The 17,885-nt window shown below is 64.3% G+C and carries 14 protein-coding genes; all 14 read right to left on the bottom strand.

Annotation, left to right across the window (positions count from 1 at the left end; all coding sequences use genetic code 11):
- Positions 1–6 precede the first annotated feature (6 nt).
- The 14 genes from HZB53_13210 to HZB53_13145 all read right to left on the bottom strand — a co-directional run bounded on the left by HZB53_13210 (position 7) and on the right by HZB53_13145 (position 17,859).
- Positions 7–486 carry a DinB family protein gene (locus tag HZB53_13210; protein ID MBI5878601.1) on the bottom strand — a complete coding sequence of 160 codons (480 nt, stop codon included), beginning with the start codon at positions 484–486 and terminating at the stop codon, positions 7–9.
- Positions 483–851 carry a DUF971 domain-containing protein gene (locus HZB53_13205; protein MBI5878600.1) on the bottom strand — a complete coding sequence of 123 codons (369 nt, stop codon included), beginning with the start codon at positions 849–851 and terminating at the stop codon, positions 483–485. Before HZB53_13205 ends, HZB53_13210 begins: the two co-directional genes overlap by 4 nt.
- A 79-nt stretch (positions 852–930) precedes the next feature.
- Positions 931–2,139, bottom strand: coding sequence for a PLP-dependent aminotransferase family protein (locus HZB53_13200; GenBank protein ID MBI5878599.1), 1,209 nt, complete (start codon positions 2,137–2,139; stop codon positions 931–933).
- Positions 2,140–2,245: 106 nt separating this feature from the next.
- Positions 2,246–4,021: a thiamine pyrophosphate-binding protein gene (locus tag HZB53_13195; protein ID MBI5878598.1), complete on the bottom strand. Its 1,776-nt coding sequence runs from the start codon at positions 4,019–4,021 to the stop codon at positions 2,246–2,248.
- A 378-nt stretch (positions 4,022–4,399) separates the two neighbouring features.
- The gene (locus HZB53_13190; protein MBI5878597.1) at positions 4,400–4,849 is read right to left on the bottom strand and encodes a hypothetical protein; all 450 of its coding nucleotides are present in this window, start codon (positions 4,847–4,849) and stop codon (positions 4,400–4,402) included.
- Entirely contained in the window at positions 4,849–5,454 is a 606-nt protein-coding gene (locus tag HZB53_13185) for a hypothetical protein (GenBank protein ID MBI5878596.1), read from the bottom strand. The genes HZB53_13190 and HZB53_13185 overlap by 1 nt, the downstream gene beginning before the upstream one ends.
- A 15-nt stretch (positions 5,455–5,469) precedes the next feature.
- Positions 5,470–6,399, bottom strand: a complete 930-nt coding sequence (locus HZB53_13180) for a PrsW family intramembrane metalloprotease (protein ID MBI5878595.1) — start codon at positions 6,397–6,399, stop codon at positions 5,470–5,472.
- A gap of 16 nt (positions 6,400–6,415) precedes the next feature.
- Positions 6,416–8,953 carry a M4 family metallopeptidase gene (locus HZB53_13175; protein ID MBI5878594.1) on the bottom strand — a complete coding sequence of 846 codons (2,538 nt, stop codon included), beginning with the start codon at positions 8,951–8,953 and terminating at the stop codon, positions 6,416–6,418.
- A 128-nt stretch (positions 8,954–9,081) separates the two neighbouring features.
- On the bottom strand, positions 9,082–11,052 hold the full coding sequence (locus HZB53_13170) for a hypothetical protein (protein ID MBI5878593.1): 1,971 nt from the start codon (positions 11,050–11,052) through the stop codon (positions 9,082–9,084).
- Between the two features lie 321 nt (positions 11,053–11,373).
- The gene (locus tag HZB53_13165) at positions 11,374–12,597 is read right to left on the bottom strand and encodes an ATP-grasp domain-containing protein (GenBank protein ID MBI5878592.1); all 1,224 of its coding nucleotides are present in this window, start codon (positions 12,595–12,597) and stop codon (positions 11,374–11,376) included.
- Positions 12,598–12,682: 85 nt separating this feature from the next.
- Positions 12,683–15,631, bottom strand: coding sequence for a molybdopterin-dependent oxidoreductase (locus HZB53_13160; GenBank protein ID MBI5878591.1), 2,949 nt, complete (start codon positions 15,629–15,631; stop codon positions 12,683–12,685).
- The gene (locus HZB53_13155; protein ID MBI5878590.1) at positions 15,628–15,969 is read right to left on the bottom strand and encodes a DUF2283 domain-containing protein; all 342 of its coding nucleotides are present in this window, start codon (positions 15,967–15,969) and stop codon (positions 15,628–15,630) included. The genes HZB53_13160 and HZB53_13155 overlap by 4 nt, the downstream gene beginning before the upstream one ends.
- Positions 15,970–15,972: 3 nt before the next feature.
- Positions 15,973–16,254: a hypothetical protein gene (locus HZB53_13150; GenBank protein MBI5878589.1), complete on the bottom strand. Its 282-nt coding sequence runs from the start codon at positions 16,252–16,254 to the stop codon at positions 15,973–15,975.
- A 21-nt stretch (positions 16,255–16,275) separates the two neighbouring features.
- On the bottom strand, positions 16,276–17,859 hold the full coding sequence (locus tag HZB53_13145; protein MBI5878588.1) for a D-aminoacylase: 1,584 nt from the start codon (positions 17,857–17,859) through the stop codon (positions 16,276–16,278).
- Between the last annotated feature and the right edge of the window lie 26 nt (positions 17,860–17,885).

Raw genomic sequence — 17,885 nt, 5'->3', positions numbered from 1 at the left:
AGTGATTCACGGGGTACCAGCCAATGCCCTTGCGATCTGCTCCAGATGGTCCACGTCGTGCAGGCCGACGTTGAGCGCCACATCGAGCAGCGTCGCCGGGCCCTGCAGCGGATGCACGCCCTCCAACTGCCACTGCTCGTCACTCACGCCTTCCAGCAGCGTGATGAAAGCGCGCCGGCGCGAGAGGAACTCGTCAACCGTCGCGTGAAAGTCGGCTGCATCGTATTTGTTGCGCGCAACCAGGTCGTCATTCAGCACGTAGGCAAACGTCGGGTTGGGCCTGGCCAGCAGGTCCGATACGCGCTGCGTGAAAATGGCCTCCTCGTCGCGCATGTGGCAGAGCGTGTAGAGCATGCTCCAGCCATCAGGGCCGTCGCGCAGGCGTGCGGCCTGCTCCGCGCTGACGCCGTTCAGGAGCGCGGCCAGCAGCACGGGCGTTTTGCGCAGCGTCCGCAATGCCTTCTCGGGGTTGATCAGGCGTTTCATGCTTCCTTCTTTTTGATGTCGGACTCGCCGTGCTGTCCGCATGGGCAGATTTCGCGCAGATACGGCCAGGTGTAGATGCCCGCGCCGTGCCCGTCGGCAAACTGGATCGTCACCGCGTACGAGCCAACAAACTGGACATGCTGGGGACCAGCGATGTCGCCGGAGGCGGTCTTGACGCTATCCGGTACCGCACCGACTGGCGCCGCGCCATGTATCCACGGCCGGCACTCGGCACACGGGCACTTGCGCCGCAGGTAGTCGAAGTCGTACTGGCTGATGTGGCCGTCCATCCACTTGATCTGCAGGATGCGGTGGTTCATGTCGAGCGACAGCTCGTCGGGGCGGCGCTCGTTGCGATTGCTCATGCGCGTGCTCGTTTCATAAAGGCGGCGGGCAGGCCACGCTGCGCCCGCCCGCCGTCTGCCGTGTCGATACCGCCGGATGCTAGTCCGCGGCGGCGTGCATCGCGCGGCCCAGCCGCTTGATGCCCTCGGTGATCGTCTCCGGGTCCTGGAATGAATATGCCAGGCGCAGAACGCCCTTGCCCTTGGCAGGGTCGCTGGCAAACGCAACGCCAGGGCGATAGGCCACGCTTTCCTGCGCAGACACGTCGTTCAACTTCACATCGTCCACATCCTTGTGCAGGTTGACCCAGAGGAAGATGCCGCCGTCCGGCATGTTCCAGTCCGACAGGTCCCTGCAATGTTCCTTCAGCGCGGCGACCATCGTGTCGCGCTTGTGCTTGTACGACGCCGTCACGACCTTAATGTGGCTCCAGAGGTTGTCCTTCCAGAACTCGGCCGCGACGCGCTGCGCGAACGGATTGGTGCCGCCGTCCTGCTTGAACTGCGTGCAGACGCGCAGGATGTCCGGGTGCGCAATGACCCAGCCGAGGCGCAAGCCCGCGCCGAGGATCTTCGAGACGGTGCCGGTGCGAATCACATAGCGGCCGGTGTCGTCCATGCTGTACATGCTCGGCACATCGTCGCCCGCGAAGCGGATGCGGCTGTACGGATCGTCTTCGACGATGACGAAGCCGAACTCCTTGGCCAGGTCGAGCGCCGCCTGGTAGCGATCCTGCCTGAACGAGATGCCGAGCGGGTTGTGGAAGCCGGTCACTGTGTAGAACAGCTTCGGGCGGATGCCCTTGTTGGTCAGGTCGACCAGCAACTTGCGGAACTCGGCAACCACGTAGCCGTGCTCATCCATCGGCACGGTCACGACGTTCGGATGGTAGACCCGGATCTGCTGCGCGACGTACGACTGCTCTTCCAGAATCACGGTGTCGCCGGGGTTAATGAAGGCCGCGTAGATCAGTTGCAGTGCCTGGCTCGCGCCTGACGTGATTAGCACGTCGTCGCGAGTCGGCTTGCGCCCGGGGAAGATGCTCTCGAGGCGCACCACCTGGTCACGGAAGCCGTCGAAGCCCATCAAGGCGCCGTAGTTCAGCGCCAGGCGGTCGGTCATACAGACGCGGCGCGTCGCATCAGCGATGCCTTCCATCGGGTAGGTGCTCGGGTCGGGCATACCGCCTTCGAACGAATACTTGATCGGCGCCAGCATGCCCGCCTGGCCCCAGCGGCGCTGGCCCATCGAGCCTACTCGATCGGCTGCGGACTTCGAATACAACGCTTCAAAGTTGAATTCCGTCACGGTGCTTGTTCTCCTGTCCTTTTGGTAGGAAGTGAGGCGGGCCCCGCCCGCCGGTTAGCCGCGATGGGCCGGCGCCCCATCATGCGGAGACGCCGGCCCGGTTCCTTTACTGTTCGATGTCGGCGCCCTGCATGGCCAGGTTGAACTGCTGGTGCCACGTCGAGTCGGCGCCGCCACCCACGCGCGAGATGACGACGTCAATCAGGTACGGCTCGCCGCGCTTGGTGGCATCCATGCCGCGCTTCAGCGCCGCGGCGATCTGCCCATTCTCCGTTACGCGCTCGCTCTGCACGCCCTGGCTCTTGGCCAGCATGGCGAAGTCGATCTGCGGGTCGCCCAGGAACATGCCGGGATACTTGTTGGTGCGTGCTGCAACGCCTCCCAGGCGGTGGAACGCATGCCGCACCGTCTGGTAATTGAAGTCGTTCCAAACCACCGTCAGCACCGGCACGCCATAGCGCGCCATCGTCCAGAATGCCGACGAGGAGTACATCGTCGAGCCGTCGCCGATGCTGAGGAAGACCGGCGTGTCGGGCCGCGCGATCTTGGCGCCGATCGCCGCGCCCACGCCCCAGCCCAGCGAGCCGCCCGATGTGCCGAGCCACATCTTTTCCTTCTCCGATTGCCTGTAGCCAAAGTGAATCGGGCTGTGGTCGGCGGTGAAGTGCTCGTTGACAAAGATTGTGCCGGGCTCCAGCGCTTGCTCGCACTCGTACGAAAGCCGCACCGGGTGAATGACGGTGTTGCTGAAATTCTGCTTGAGCCAGTCGGCGTGGTGCTGCTGCCGGACGGCCGCGCGCGTGGACAGATCCTCCTGCCGGGCCGAGCGCCGCGTATCGGACTGCGGCGAACTCATGGCGCGCAGACAGTCAATCAGCGCGCGCATGCCGGTCTTGACGTTCGACATGATCGCCAGATCCATCGGGTAGTTACGGCCCATGTGGTCGAGGTTCATGCCCATGGCCGCCGAGTAGTCGAGGATCGGCCACGAGTTGTCATTCTCGCGCTCACCCCAGCCGCCGGTCGCTTTGCCGCCGATGGACAAGAACAGGTCGGCGCCTTCCGGCAGTGCGACGCCGCGATAGAAGCCGTAGTAATACGGGTGCTGCGTGGGGAAGTTGCGAAACGCGTCGCTGCCGTGCGTCACCACGGCCCCGAGTGTCTCGGCCAGGACGACAGCCTCGGCCTGCGCGCCGGCCTTCCAGACTTCGTCGCCCACGAACAGCACCGGCTGCTTGCATGAAAGCAGCTTTTCGGCCAAGGTCTCTATCGCGCGCGGATCCGGCGCGGCGTTGGGCGCTATCTCAAACTGCTCGCGCGGGTAGACCATCACCTCGACGTTCGGCGCTTCCAACGCGTAGTTCGAATACGCGACGTACGTCGGGCCCGGCGGATTCGCCGTCGACACCTTGAATGCCCGACGCAGCGAGAGCGCTATCGCTTCCGGGTTACGAATCTCCCACGAGATCTTGGTGAACTGGCGGTTGACCTCTTTCTGGTTGAAGCCGGGCGACGCAGCCAGGCCGACCAGATCCGTGTAGTACTCATTATCCGGCATGCCGGCGGTAACCACCAGCGGCGTACCATCGCGAAAGGCATTGTATAGCTGGCCGGCCATCTGGCCGGTGCCGCCAATTGTGTGCACATTCACGAATCCGACATCGCCCTTTGCTTTGGCGTAGCCGTCGGCTAATGCAATGACAATGCCCTCGTGCAAGCCCATGATCAGCTGGATGTCGGGCGCTTCGACCAGCGCATCGAAGAACGCCGCTTCTGCCGAACCGGGGTTGGTAAACAGGTAGCGCACGCCGGCGGCTTTGGCCTGCTCGACCAAAACCTCACCGCCGGTGCCCACGACCTTCCTGCCGGCAATCTTGCCCATAGACGCTTTCTCCTCGTGTGGTAAGTAGTACAAAGATGATTGCTTATAGCTTATGATGCGCAGATTCTATCATAATGCGTTATGACAATGCAAGGCAGCGCAATAGCTGGGGTATACCGCCAAACTGTCGGAGGCACAACGGATCGTCATGCCGGCATGGTGTTAGCCGGCATCCACGCCAACCGCAACCCTGAGCGTCTGTGCCGAACCGCTTGAGTAGATTCCGGCCAGAAACATGCCGGAATGACGGATTGGCCAGCCGTGCGGCCCCGACACTTTTGCGGTATACCCCAATAGCTGCCGACACAAAGAGACTTCCGAAGCAACCGGGCCTCGGAAGTCCTTCGTGCGCTGACCACAGCTATGCTGTTCGACCGGTCAACTCTCGTCTGACGGCGGCATCCACTTCATGAGGTAATCTACCAGCGTCTGTACGCCATCTGGCATCGTTCCGGTAAAGACCTCTATATGATTGTGCTTCGGGCCAATGCGAGACACGATTTCGTATGCATAGCCATCCGGGCTGGGCTCGACTTTGGGCGGCTGGCTCTTGAAGAAGCCCGACTGATCGAGCAGCTTGCGCAGACGCACGATATGCGCATCGGCCATGCTGCGCTGCGTGCGGTTGAATACCGTCTTGACCGTGTCGTCGGCGCCCGGCGTGACGCGGCCATCGGGATACACCACCATCTCCTGCGTCGTGAATCGGAGGCCGCCGCTCACGCGCATCACCAGCAGCGCGCCGCGCGGCAGCTCAAGCGCCTTGGGAGCGGACGCGCCGGCTTCCGGCGCCGGCACACTCGGTGGTTGCGTCGAGGTCTCGCTCATCAATTTACCTTGACCGATCGAATGATGCTGTCCATCAGCGGGGATGCGCCGGCCGCCTCGTCTTCCGGCACGGCCAGCGTAATGTAGTAAGCGCTATCCTTGCCGATGACCACGTATTCAATCGCGTGGACGACTACCGGCACCGACGCGCGGCGCGCCTGGTCGATCGGCTGCACCACATAGGCGTACTCCTGCCGCATCGACTTCAGGCCGGATACCGTTGCGTCGGCGGTGGACAGCAGATGGTATGCCGTCAGCGTGCCCTGCTGTGCGACGCGCCGATCCACCAACTGTTGCAGGGTCGGGGGGTTCTGCGTATCCAGCCCGCGTCGGTCCACCACCAGCGACGCCTTGAACGCCGACTCGGTGGCCGGGTTTTCGACCTTGAGCATGACCTGTCGCAGCGATTCCGTGCTGCCCCAGGTCGCCGGGTAGGTTACCGTGAATCCGGTCGCTTGGTCCTGAAAGACGGCGGTCCGGTTTTCCACCGACATACGCAGGACCCAGCCAACCGCCAGTGCAGCGAGCAGCACCAACGCGACGCCGACGTCCTTGCGGCCGAGCCGGAAATCCCAGGTTTGAGTTGTTTGCAGGCTTGGGGTCATGGTAGCCTCCTCCGGCTAGGACTTCGCTTCGCCCAGTTGCATGCGGATTGAGCGGCGCATCAGCCAAACCAGCACGAGGAACGTCGCCAGCGCCACGGCTACGCCCAGCAGCAACGAGTTCCACGGATTGACCGACAGCCCGGACGCGCTGACTTCATCGATCAGCCAGGTGAACAGGCCGCTCAAGACGGACGATAGCGCCAACCCGCCTGGCACCCACCAGATTGGCCGATGGCTGAACTTGGCCTCGGCCATGAAGTATCCGAGCAGGCCGCCAAAGCACGCCTGCGCCAGCGCGGTCGTGACCACGCTGATGACGCCCGGCGCCAGTGCCACGCCCTGGTTGTCAATGATGTGGTGCAGGTTGAGCAGTGTCGCCACGCCGAGACCGGCCGTCGTGCCGTAGACGACGCCATCCATGCGCTCGTCAAACTCGTCGGTGGCGTAAACGATGGCGCGGATGGCGACGTACTTGATCGTCTCGAATGTGAAGCCGAAGATCAGGATATTCGCCAGCAACGACGTGGTGCGATTGATGACGGCCCACTGGCTGACGTTGAACAGCGGCCCGACGATGCGCAGCCCCACCGCATCGGTCAGTAGCAGCGCCAGCAGGAAGACGCCCGCGATCTTGGTTTTGGGCTCCGGCTCCAGCCGGTCTTGGCGGTAGAAGTACCACAACCAGAGACCGGTCGGTACAATCGCCAGGAACAGACCGATGACAATCAGCGCGGTCTGGTCGAGATTGGTCAGCGGCAGCGTGACCACCGCGACAATCGCCGCGAACGCACCCATCAAAATAACCTGCACGAACGCCGAACGCCAGAACGACGGGTTGGGTCGGTGTACGGCGGCCAGATGCCGGTCGCAGTAGGCACGTCCCGCGTAAATATTGCCGGCCGGCGCCGGCTCATTGCAGATGCAGCACTTGAGGTTGGTGCTCATGTTAGTCTCCCGGACGTTAGCGGCTCGGCCGCATGGTCGCGTTCACGGTGTACGTGCCCTTGGCGCTCGACGGGATGGTAATGCCCTCGTCGGAGATGATCGGGCGGAAACCGCCGGCAATAACGATGACGCTGTACTGGCCGTTCGGGATCGGATCGGCGGCGCGGTAGAAGCCGGTCGCATCCGACACGCCGAAGGTCAGCACCTCGTCGGCCGTGACGGTGTCATCCGCGGCAGCGTCGGTCGCGCTGAGGCCGGGGCGCAGGAAGAAGATCTTGGCGCCCTCGATGCCGCGACCCGTGTCGCCGTTCTTGATTGCGCCTTCGATCTGCAGCTTGTTGCCCGCCGGCGTCGGCTGCGAGACCGGGCCGGTCGTACACGAGTTCATCTCCACGTCGTCGACGAACATACTGCTCAGGTTGCCGACCGCATTCTCGGAGATAAACGCGATGCGGATCGCCTTGCCGGCAAACTCCGTGATGTCAAACTGAGCCTGATGCCAGTTGTCATCGCCGTCGGTGGACGGCAGTTGCTCCACCGAGCCCAGCGCGTTGCCATTCGAATCCGCGATAATCGCCCAGAACGTCGCAGGCGACGCGGCGGCATCCTCGGTCTCGTTGTGCACCAGGCGCCAGTACCCCAGAATCACCTTGTTCGCATTGGCCGGGATGCGCACGTCCTGGTAGACATACTGCATGTTCTCTTCCGAGATGCCGCCCAGCCAGGCGCTGCGCGCGCCGCTATGCGGCAGTTCGGTGTCGATGATCGCACCCTGCGACGACACCTCGATCCAACCCTGATTCTGCGCCTCGAAGCCGCCGTTCACGACCAGATTCGTGCAGCCCGCCGCCTGCGGCTGCGCCGTCGGCGAGGACGCCGGCGTCGGCGTTGAGGCGCGGCGCGTACCCGACGGCGTCGGCGTGGGCGCCGGCGCGTTGCTGGCATCCAGCCCGACTCCCGCGAAGCCGTCGCGTACCGCCTGCACTTCGGTCGCGCTGAACAGGTCCTGTGCTGCGCGCATGGTCAAGCGCACCGCGTCGGGAAACTGCGAGCTCGGGGTCAGGTACTGCGTCAACGTGCGGTAGTAAATCTGCTCGGTCTTCTCGCGGCCAATCTTCTGCGCGATCAGGAATGCCGCGCGGTTTGGAATGCCGCTGTTGACGTGCACACCGCCGTTGTCGCTCTTGCGCTCCAGCGGCAGGTTCGCGAAGTCGCGCATGTGCGCCGGCTGCCCGGCCGACTTGAGCGGATCGGCGGGGTTATAGCGTCCGCCGGCCGTCGGGTCTTCCATATTACGCAGATACGGCACGGGATACGGCGGCGACTTGATGACCGTTTCGCCGATCAGCCAGTTACCGCGGTCGATCATCGCGGCAAATACGTCGGAGTACGACTCGTTCAACGCGCCCGACTGGCCCTGGTAGATCAGTTGCGCTGTCGCGTCGGTCACGCCGTGCGTGAACTCGTGGCCGACCACATCCAGGCCGTAGGCCAGCGGCTGGAAGACCTGCCCGCCGTCGCCATAGACCATCTGCTTGCGCTGGCTGATCCATGAGGCGTTCTGCGCGTCGGCCGTTGTGCTGCCATAATGCACGGTCGAGATCATCGGGCTGCCCTGCCCGTCAATCGCATCACGCTTGAACGTCTTCAGATAGTAGTCGTAGACCTTGCCCGCGCCGTCGTGCGCCGCCTGCGCGACCGGATCGTCGGTGCGTTCGCCTTCTTCCGCCAGTATGCGGCCTGGGATGCTCGTCTTGTTGTCGGCCGTGTACGTGCGACGGACTTTGTCCTCATTGGCCGCATCATAGCGGTAGACAATCGCCGGGCGGTTGGCGTTGACAAAGGTGTGGAACTCGCCGAGCGGGTTGTCGGTCACGATGATGACGTGCCACGTCAACGTTGCTTTGCCGTTCTCCTCGACGAAGACGGTCAACTGCGTTTGTTCCTTTTGTACCTCGGCCTGCACGGTCGCCTTCTCGTCTGCGTCGAGTTGCGTGTCCATCAGATCGCGCGCGGCGGCGCGTTCTGCGTCGGCGGCGGTGATGCTCGCCGAGGTCGACAGGTCGATCTCAGGACGGTATTGACCGTTGACCGCTACGATGCGCTCCCGTTCGTCGATATGCACGACGAACTGACGGCCAAAGACGGGGATGCCCTTGTAGGACTGTGCCAGGCGCACATGGGCCCAGCCGCGCTGCGCGTCGGGCTCGATGCGCAGCGTCTTGAACTCGTCAGCCGCGCTGCCCAGCTTGAACAACGCTCGGTTTTCATCCAGGAAACCGTGCGCGATCGCGGCCGGGTTGCCGTGCTCGATCGCACCGGGCGTGTACGGGATGCGATCGCCCGCCTCGCGGCCGGACAGGAAATCCGGTACGCCGGTGCGCGCATCCCAGTGCGCGTCCAGCCGGTTGCCGGAACGCTCATTGAGCCGCGCAAACGCTTTCTCCGGGCCGCTGTCGGTGTTGCTCGCCAGGGTGCCGCTGATGACGAGCAGGAAGCCGATGAACGCCAGGAAGATGAGGGGCCAGCGTATGCGCTGGATGTCGGATTTCATCGGATGCTCCTTGTGTGGGGCAAGTGGACTGCGCACTGTTCGCCTGCGTTCGTACTTGGGGTAGTTATACGGAATTGCAGGTCAATTGTCAACATCCAGACTGCTGCCGCAAGCGGTGGCACCCCGGTTCACTTCAGCTTCGCCAGCTTCAGCGCGCTGACCGTCAGACTGCCCGGCCCGGCGTACATGATTCGCACCTCAACGATGCCGGTTTCGGCCAGGCTGAATGCGCCACGCGCCTGCGCGCCGGCGGTCGTCAGCGTCCCGGACGCCGCAATCGCGTCGCCCCCCGGACGTGCGATCGACACATCCCATGCGCCGATCCGATCACTGGGACTCTGTGCGGCGTACTCGATCACCAAGGCGTAGTCACCCGGCGGCAACGGTACATACGGCCCAAAGGTCAGGAAGCCCGGTGGACCGCCCGCCACGGTGCGTCCAAGCCCATCAACCCGGCCGACGGCGCCCGGCAGATTTGCAGGCTGATATGTGTAGCTGTCACCTGCGCGGCGGAAACTGGCCAGTCCCGGCGCACCTTTGAACATCACCGGCAGCGCCGTATCTGACGGCCGGTTGTAGACCAGCGCGCGCGCATCCGCGCAATCGATGATTGCGGCCGGGGCGCCAAAACGAGCACGCACGCGCTTCTCGTCGATCACGTATTCCGCGGGCATGCCGGGGCGGCGGTCAAGCAGGATGAACTGCGGCTCAATGTCATACGCGCTTAGATCGTTCTCCCAGTAGAACGGCGCGAGGTCGGCCGTTACCTGCGCGAGTTCCAGGCCGTTTCTTGAGAGCAGCGCGGTCGGTCGGGCCTGCCAGTAGGTTGCCACTCCCCGCGTCACACCCAGCGGCGACAACTGCTCGTCCAGACACGCGACATCCGCAGGGTAGTACGTCGTCACTTGCGATAGCTTCGCGAGCCGGGGCGCATCGGCTACCGCCTGCGCCAGCATGATGGCGCTGATCGCCACGGCGCAGCCCGCTGACAGCCACACGGCGCGGCGCGTCCCATCGCTCCATGGCGAAAGCAAGAGCACGAAGCCCCAGCCGGTGGGCAGGACTAGCAACGGCACGAAATACCGCAGGTTCGTGATATCGCTGAAGATGCCGGCCAGCACGACGAAAGCCAATTCAACGGGCGCGTGCACCGCCAGCGCGGCGCCCAGCACCACCGCTGCCACATCCGACGGCGCAGCGTTGACACCGGCGCCCCGCACGCGCCGCAGCGTGTATGCGAACAGGCCGCCGAGCCACAGCGCGATCAGCGCCGCGTGCAAAGGGCTGGCCGAACCGGCTTGCTGCACAACGCCCGCCAATGCCGCGAGCGATCGGCCGGCGTGGTCCGGCGCGAGCATCATGCTTACGTTATCCACGGACGTGCGCGCCATGCGATCGGCCACAAAACCGGCCGTGCTGGCCACACCAAGCACAGCGGCCAGCGCCGCAGCGCGCCGGCGGTATGCCGGTAGCCGGACGGCCAGCGCCAGTAACGCGCCGCCAAGCGGTACGAGCACCTGCGGCACAAAGAACAGGTCGGACAGGGTAGCCGCGAACGCCAATGCGCCCAACGTGGCCATAGCCAGCGCCTGCCCAGGCCTTGTGGCCGGGCGAACCAAAAGCCAGATGACGAGCGCCAGCGCGAAGAGCAAAGTGAGCGCCACGCCGCCATGCAGAACCGGCCCCAACAGGTACTGCGCGCCCGGCAACCACAGTGCGGCACCGCCCAGGTAAAGCGCTCCGCACGCAATGATTAGCGCGTCGTGCGCGGGCACATATTTGCGGAATGTCAGGCGCGATAGCGCCATGATTCCGACAACGCAGAGCACCACCTGCGCGAGCGCATAGCTGATGGCAGCCGCCTGCAGGTTGCCGGTGAGGAAGCGTAGCGCAAAGTACAGCGTACTATCGGGGAACCAGTATGTCGCCGCAGACCAGGCCCAGCGCGAGAAGTCGTTACCCTGAACAAAATGCCGGTACAAATCTTCGGTTAGCAGCAGGTCTGCGTTGAAGACCATACTTCGAAACGCGTCGATCTGCCTGGTGAAATACGTCGCGGCGGCGGCCAGGAACCCGAAGGCCGCCCACGCGACCAGCATGCGTTGAGCGATCCATACGTTTCCAGGCCGTCTCTGTCGATCGGCTGCCATGCGGTTGTCAGCTCGGGTTACTGCGGGCCATCCATCAGTCCGATGCCCGCTTCCATCGCCCTATCATGGTCGCCAACGAACGGCCACCCGTTCGGCAAATCAGGTCAAGCGGTGCACGCGTTTCAGCGGAGATACGTAGGTCGATCGCACCGTCAGATACCGGCAAGAAGTGCACGAGCAGGACCGGTATCCTATACAGCGCAGCCGCGTCAGAGACAAGCCGTCGCGGGCCGCGCAACGGGCGCAGCAAGTTATCGAGCCAGGCGGGCATTAGCCCATCTCGATGCGCACGGCGTTGATGAGCGTCGTCAGCGCCTGCTGGACGACCAACGTCTCCGGATGCCGCACAATGATGAAGCCCTCGCCCTCGTATGTCTTGCTCTTTTCCTGACCAATCGCGGGCAGCTTCGCGTCGGTCACCAGATGGCCGACCTCTTGCATCGCCGTTTCCAGGCCGTGGATCGCCTTGACCCGCCCCTCGCCCTGGCTGCGCAGATAGGCCGCGCCCACGGCGTAGCGACGGGTGGGCACTTCGAACGTGTCTTTGGCGATCAACTTGACCCACGCCCCGAGCGCGTCGAATTCGTTGGCGCGCGAGATCAGCGTCATGATCTGCGCGCCGGGCGGCCGGGCGGCGACCTCAGAGATCGCGATGCTGCCGTCGCGCCGCCGGAACCATTCGAGGTGGCTCACCCCGGTGTCCATGCCGAGCGCTTCGAGCGCGCGCCAGCCGATCTCGCGAATGTCGTCATAGCGCGGCGATTCGATCTCGTGCGGCAGCAGCACGCACCACTGAATCCACGGGTTGCGTATGACATCGAGCGGCTGCGGCAGGTAGTGTGTCAGCGAATGAAAGACCGGCTTGCCGTGCAGAGAAAAAGTGTCGAAGGAATGTTCCTCGCCGACGATGAACTCCTCGATCAGCACCTCGTTGGCCGGCGATGGCGCGGCCTTGTCCAGCGCGTCGCGCAGTTGCGTGGCGTTCTCGACCTTGTACGTCGCCTGCGATGCGGCGCCCGCCGGCGGCTTGACGACCAGCGGGTAACCCGTTTCGCCGGCGAACGCCCATGCGGCGGCTTCGCTGGTCAACAGGCTGTGGCGCGCGCACGGCAATCCCACGCTGCGCAGCACTTCCTTCATCTGCGCCTTGTCGCGAAAGTTTCTGACCGTGTCGGACGACATGCCCGCCACACCAAGCCTCTCGCGCGCCTCCGCCATCGGCATCTGTATCTGTTCGTTGCCGCCAAACAGACGGTGAATGGGCGCACCGATCTGGCGCGCCAGCGCCTCTGCTGCCGTGACCAGTTGTCCGGCGTTCTGCGCATCGTCCACTCGCCAGTGCCCCGTCAGGCGCGAGCGAACGTACTGCGGCAGCTTTTCCTGCGCCTCCTGGCTGATCACGCCGAGCCGCACGCCGGGCATGTGCGCCGCGTAGTCGATGGCGCGGACGTTGAACTCGGTCAGGAAGGGTGCAACGAAGATTGTGAAGGACATGGGCTCCTCGCCAAGGTGGATTCAGCGTGATGTGCTGTCAATCACGAACAGCATGGCGTGCCAACTGGCACGCCACACGACCAACCTATTGCGCCTTCAATGCCCGCCAGACCCGTTCCGGCGTCATCGGAATCTGGTCCATCCAGATGCCCGCCGCGTCGTGCACGGCATTGGCGACCGCCGGCGCGACGCCGTCCATCGGGATCTCCGCGGCCGCCTTGACACCGAACGGGTGCGACGGCTCGTACGTCTCCACGAAGATCGTCTGCAGTTCCGGCATCTCGTTAGCGGCAAAGATCTTGTAGTCGCGAAGGTTGCGCTGCTCGATCGCGCCACGCGCGTCAAACGTCATCTCCTCGCACACGGCGTAGCCGAGCGCCTGCGTCATGCCGCCTTCGATCTGCCCCGAGGCGGTCAGCGGGTTCACGATCACGCCGGAGTCGACGGCCATGACCAGCTTCTCGACGCGCACCTCGCCCGTCTCGATGTCGACCGTCACCTCGGCGAACTGGGCGGCGAACGGCGGCGGCGATTCCGGCGACACGTACGAGGCGACCGCCATGATCTGGCGCTGGTTCGCATGGTGCAGCGATTCGAGCGCCACTTGCGCCAGTGTGACGGAGCGGCCATCGGGCGCAAACGCCTGCCGGTCGCGGAGCGCCACATCGGCGGCGCGCACCGCCATGCCGGACGTGCTGAACATACCCGCTGCCGCCTCGCGAATCTGGTCGGCGACCTGCTGCGCGGCGCGCGTCACGGCCGTGCCGCTGATGTACGTCGTGCTGCTGGCATACGCGCCTTTGTCGAACGGCGTGAAATCGGTGTCGGACGAGTAGATGATGATGTCGTCCAGCGTCACGCCGAGCACCTCGGCCGCCATCTGCGCCAGCACGGTATCCGAGCCGGTGCCGAGGTCGGTCGCGCCGACGAGCACGTTGAACGAGCCGTCGTCGTTAATCTTGATGCTGGCTGCGCCCATGTCGAGATACGGGATCGCGGTGCCCTGCATCACCAGCGCCACGCCGAGACCGCGGCGCAAATGCGGCGCGCCGGGAACAGCGTGATAGTCGGCACGTGCGCGCTTGGCGTGCCAGTCGATTGCCGCGGCACCGCGCTCCACGCATTGCGGCAGGCCGCAGGTCTTGATGATCTCCGGGCGCGGCTCGCGACCCTCACTCCAGGCGCGGCTGAACGGGTGCTCATCGCCGGCCTTGACCGTGTTCTTCAGACGGAACTCGAGCGGATCCCAACCCATCGCCTCGGCGATCCGTTCCATGTGCACGTCAAGCGGGAAGAAGCCCTGCGGGACGCCGTATCCACGATACGCACCGGACGGCGGCGTATTGGTGTAAACCACGTCCGCATAGAAGCGGATGTTCGGTGCGTTGTAGAGCGCCATCGCTTTGTGCCCGGTGTTGCCGGTTACCGTCAGTGCGTGGCAACCGTAAGCCCCGGTATCCGACAGGGCGACCATCTCGTTCGCGACGATCTTGCCGTCGCGGGTGACGCCGGTCTTCATGCGCACGCGCATCGGGTGGCGCGAGCGCGCCGCCAGGAACTCCTCGCCGCGCGTGTACTCGAAGCGCACCGGTCGGCCCGTGGCGATCGTCAGGTGCGCAGCCACGTCCTCGATCAGCACTTCCTGCTTGCCGCCGAAGCCGCCGCCGATGCGCGGCTTGATGACCCGGATGCGCTTGGGCGACAGGCCCAGCACCGGCGACAGGATGCGCCGCGCATGGAACGGCACCTGAGTGGACGAGCGAATGACCAGCCGGTCGTCCTCGTCCCACCACGTCACCACCACATGCGGCTCGATGCTGACCTGCTGCACCTTCGGCACGACGTACTCGTGCTCGAAGATGCGCTCGGCCTGCTTGAAGCCGTCGTCCACGTTGCCGATGTTGATGCGAATCGCGGCCGCCAGGTTGCGAGATGGATCGGATTCGCCAAAGCGCACGTAGTCCGGCTCGTCATGGATGCGGGGGGCGTCCGGCTTCAGCGACTCGCGCATATCGAGCACGGCAGGCAGTTCCTCGTAGTCCACATCGATCAGCGCTAGCGCCTGCTCCGCGATCTCGTCGCTCTCGGCAGCCACAAACGCCACGCGATCGCCGACGAAGCGCACCTTGCTGTCGAGCGAGACGGAATCGAGCGGCCCGGGGATCGGGTCGGATTGCCCGGCCGTCGAATATACGACGCGCGGAATGTCCTGGTAGGTCAGCACCGCCGCCACACCCGGCAGAGCGCGCGCTTTCGATACGTCGATGCACGTGATGCGCGCATGCGCCACCGGCGACCAGAGCACCCTGGCCGTCAAGATGCCGCGCAGTTCGATGTCGTCGGTGAACGCCGGTTTGCCCTGCACCAGCTTGAGCGCGTCGACCTTCTGCTCCGGCTTGCCCACCACCTTCGTTACGGGGCCGGCCGGCGCAACAACCATCGTTGGCAGCAGCGTCTGCGTCACGGCGCCGGCCGGCGCCAGTCCCGGCGCATCCGGCGTGGAGCGCAGCGGAGCGCCAAAGACGGCGTCGAACGGCACACCGGTTGGCACGCCGGTCTCCCCGCGCGCCGCGGCCAGCACGGCCTGCACCGGCTTGAGGTAACCGGTGCAGCGGCACAACACGCCGGACAGCGCATCGCGCACTTCGGCTTCGGTCGGGTGCGGGTTGCGGTCAAGCAGCGCCTTCGCGGCGAGGATCAAACCGGGCGTGCAATAGCCGCACTGGATGGCGCCCGACGCGGCAAAGGCTCGTTGCAGTACGTGCAGCGGCTCGCTGCCCTTCCAGCCGCGCTGCTGATCACCGCCCATGCCCTCTATCGTCGTGACGGCGCAACCTGCCACCTGCGCGGCTAGCGTCACGCATGAGTTGCGCGGCACGCCGTCCACCAGCACCAAACATGCCCCGCACGCGCCGTCTTCGCAGCCGTGCTTGACGCCGAAATAGCCGTGGCGGCGCAACAGCGGCAGCAGCGTTTCGTTGGGCACAGCGTCGGCGGCAACGGCAACTCCATTCACAAACAACGCGAGCTTCATGCCGATTTCCTCGCACGCCCTCTGTGTGCGCCCTCAGTCTTCACCCCGCTCTTTTTCGTTTGATAGGAAGCCTTGCGCTCTGCCAGAGCTTTCGTTCGTCGCTGATCGGGTACGCGCACAAAATCCGCAAGCAAAGGCAGTGATAGGATCGGTTGATCAACCGTAAAGTGTGCCGAAAAATCGATGATCGTAAACCCTACGATTGCGCCCGAGGTCGGGTCAAGGCGAAGTATGAAATCGTCATCCACCTCGACATACGACGTATACTTGGGGCGACCGAGCGATACGTATAGCACGTCCGCTTCTTTGTCATATAAGATGCCCAATTGGTTCTTCATGGTTCACCGATTGCGTTTCGGATACGCCGTGATAATGAACTGCGCTGGCTGCAAGCGAACAATGACGTTGATATGGGTGTATCCCGCAGGCAGGTTGGAGAAGCTTCGCGCATAGCGGTACTTTGTGCTATCTCGCCGATCCTGGCTGCGGCTGCCGAGACGCACGGTCATGAGTACCTCGTCTCGGAAGCCGCGCAGTTCCCAATGCCCTTCGGCGATGTGCGCCCACCGTTCGTTAGTAAGGACAATCGTGTTTCCCCAACGATCGACAACTGACCACGCCATCGAGCTTCCTTGCCAGGAGTGCTACGCCCCAGCCCGCCGCAACACCTTGCCCGAGCGCGCCGCCGTCACCTTGCCGTCCTCAATCGCCATCGTGCCGTTCACCAGCACGTACGGGATGCCCTTCGGCTGCTGGATCGGATCTTCGAACGTGGCTTCATCTTTGACCGTCTTGGGATCGAACACGACCACGTCGGCGTACGCGCCCTCGCGCAGCACACCACGATCCTTCATCGCAAAACGCTGGGCCGGGAACGACGTCATCTTGCGAATCGCCTCGGGCAGTTCGATCACGTGCTCCTCGCGCACATACTTGGAGAGGATGCGCGGATAGGTCCCGTAGGCGCGCGGGTGCGGCCGGCTGCCGGTGCCGAGCGCGTCGGTGCCGACCATGATCTGCGGGTCGCGCATGATCGTCTTGACGTCGTCTTCGTGCATCATGAAGATCACCATCAGGATGCGTGATTGGGTCTCCAGCAGCAGGTCGAACAGGACGGTGAACGGGTCGGTCTGCGCCTCCTGCGCCAGGCGTTCGAGCGTCTTGCCTTCGATCTCCGGTTTGAACGGCGACGCGGCGATCATGACCTTGTCCCAGGTCGTATTGCGCGACGGATTCCACCAGTCGCCCACGCCGTTGAGCATGTCGTGGCGCATCTTCGAGCGCATCTCGGCGCTGCGCAGGCGGATCATCGTCTCGGGCACACCGCCTTCATGCGCCCATGGCGGCAGCAGCGTCGAAAGCATGGTGCTGCCGGCGATGTACGGGTACTGATCGCCGGTCACATCCAGGCCGCGCGCCCGAGCGTCGTGGATTGTCTGGATCAGCCGGCCGCTCTGTCCCCAGTTCGTTGAGCCGGAGACCTTGCAGTGCGAGATCTGCACCGGCACGCCCGATTCCTCGCCAATCGTGATCGCTTCCTGCACGGCGTCAATCAGCTTGTTAGCCTCGTTGCGGATGTGGCTGGTATAGATGCCGCCGTATTTCTTCACCACGCGCGCCAGCTCGACAACCTCGCTGGTGTTGGCGAACGTGCCGGGCGGATAGACGAGGCCAGTCGACAACCCGGCCGCGCCCGACTCCATCGCCTCGGCCACGTAGCGGCGCATCGTCTCCAATTCGTCCATGCGTGCCTGGCGCATCTCGAAGCCCATCGCGGCCACGCGCACGGCGTTATGTCCGACGAGCGCGGCGGTGTTGACGGGCGGGTGTTTCGCCTCCAGCGTGTCGAGGTAGCCGCCGAAGGTCGTCCATGTGAACTCCACGCCGCCGAGGATCGCATCCATCTGCGCCAGCAGCAGATCGCGGAACAGCGCGTTGACCGGCGCCGGCGAGAAGCCGCAGTTGCCCACCACGAGCGTCGTCACGCCCTGCATGACCGCCGACGAGTCCGGGATGTCGGCGAGCAGCAGGCCATCATAATGGGAATGCACATCGACGAAACCGGGCGTGATCAGCATCCCGTCCACGTCGATCACGCGCACAGCACCTTCGCCGTGGCGGTCGCCGATGGCGACAATGCGCTCGCCGCGAATGCAGACATCGCCGTCGCGCATCCCGCTGCCGGTACCGTCCAGAATCTTGCCGCCTCGCAACACTAAATCGAGCATGGGTTCTTCTCCTGAGATGAGATCTT

Source organism: Chloroflexota bacterium, from assembly GCA_016235055.1.
Lineage (GTDB): Bacteria > Chloroflexota > Anaerolineae > JACRMK01 > JACRMK01 > JACRMK01.
The sequence above is the reverse complement of the archived record's forward strand: the minus strand, read 5'-3'. Positions and strand labels throughout refer to the sequence as shown.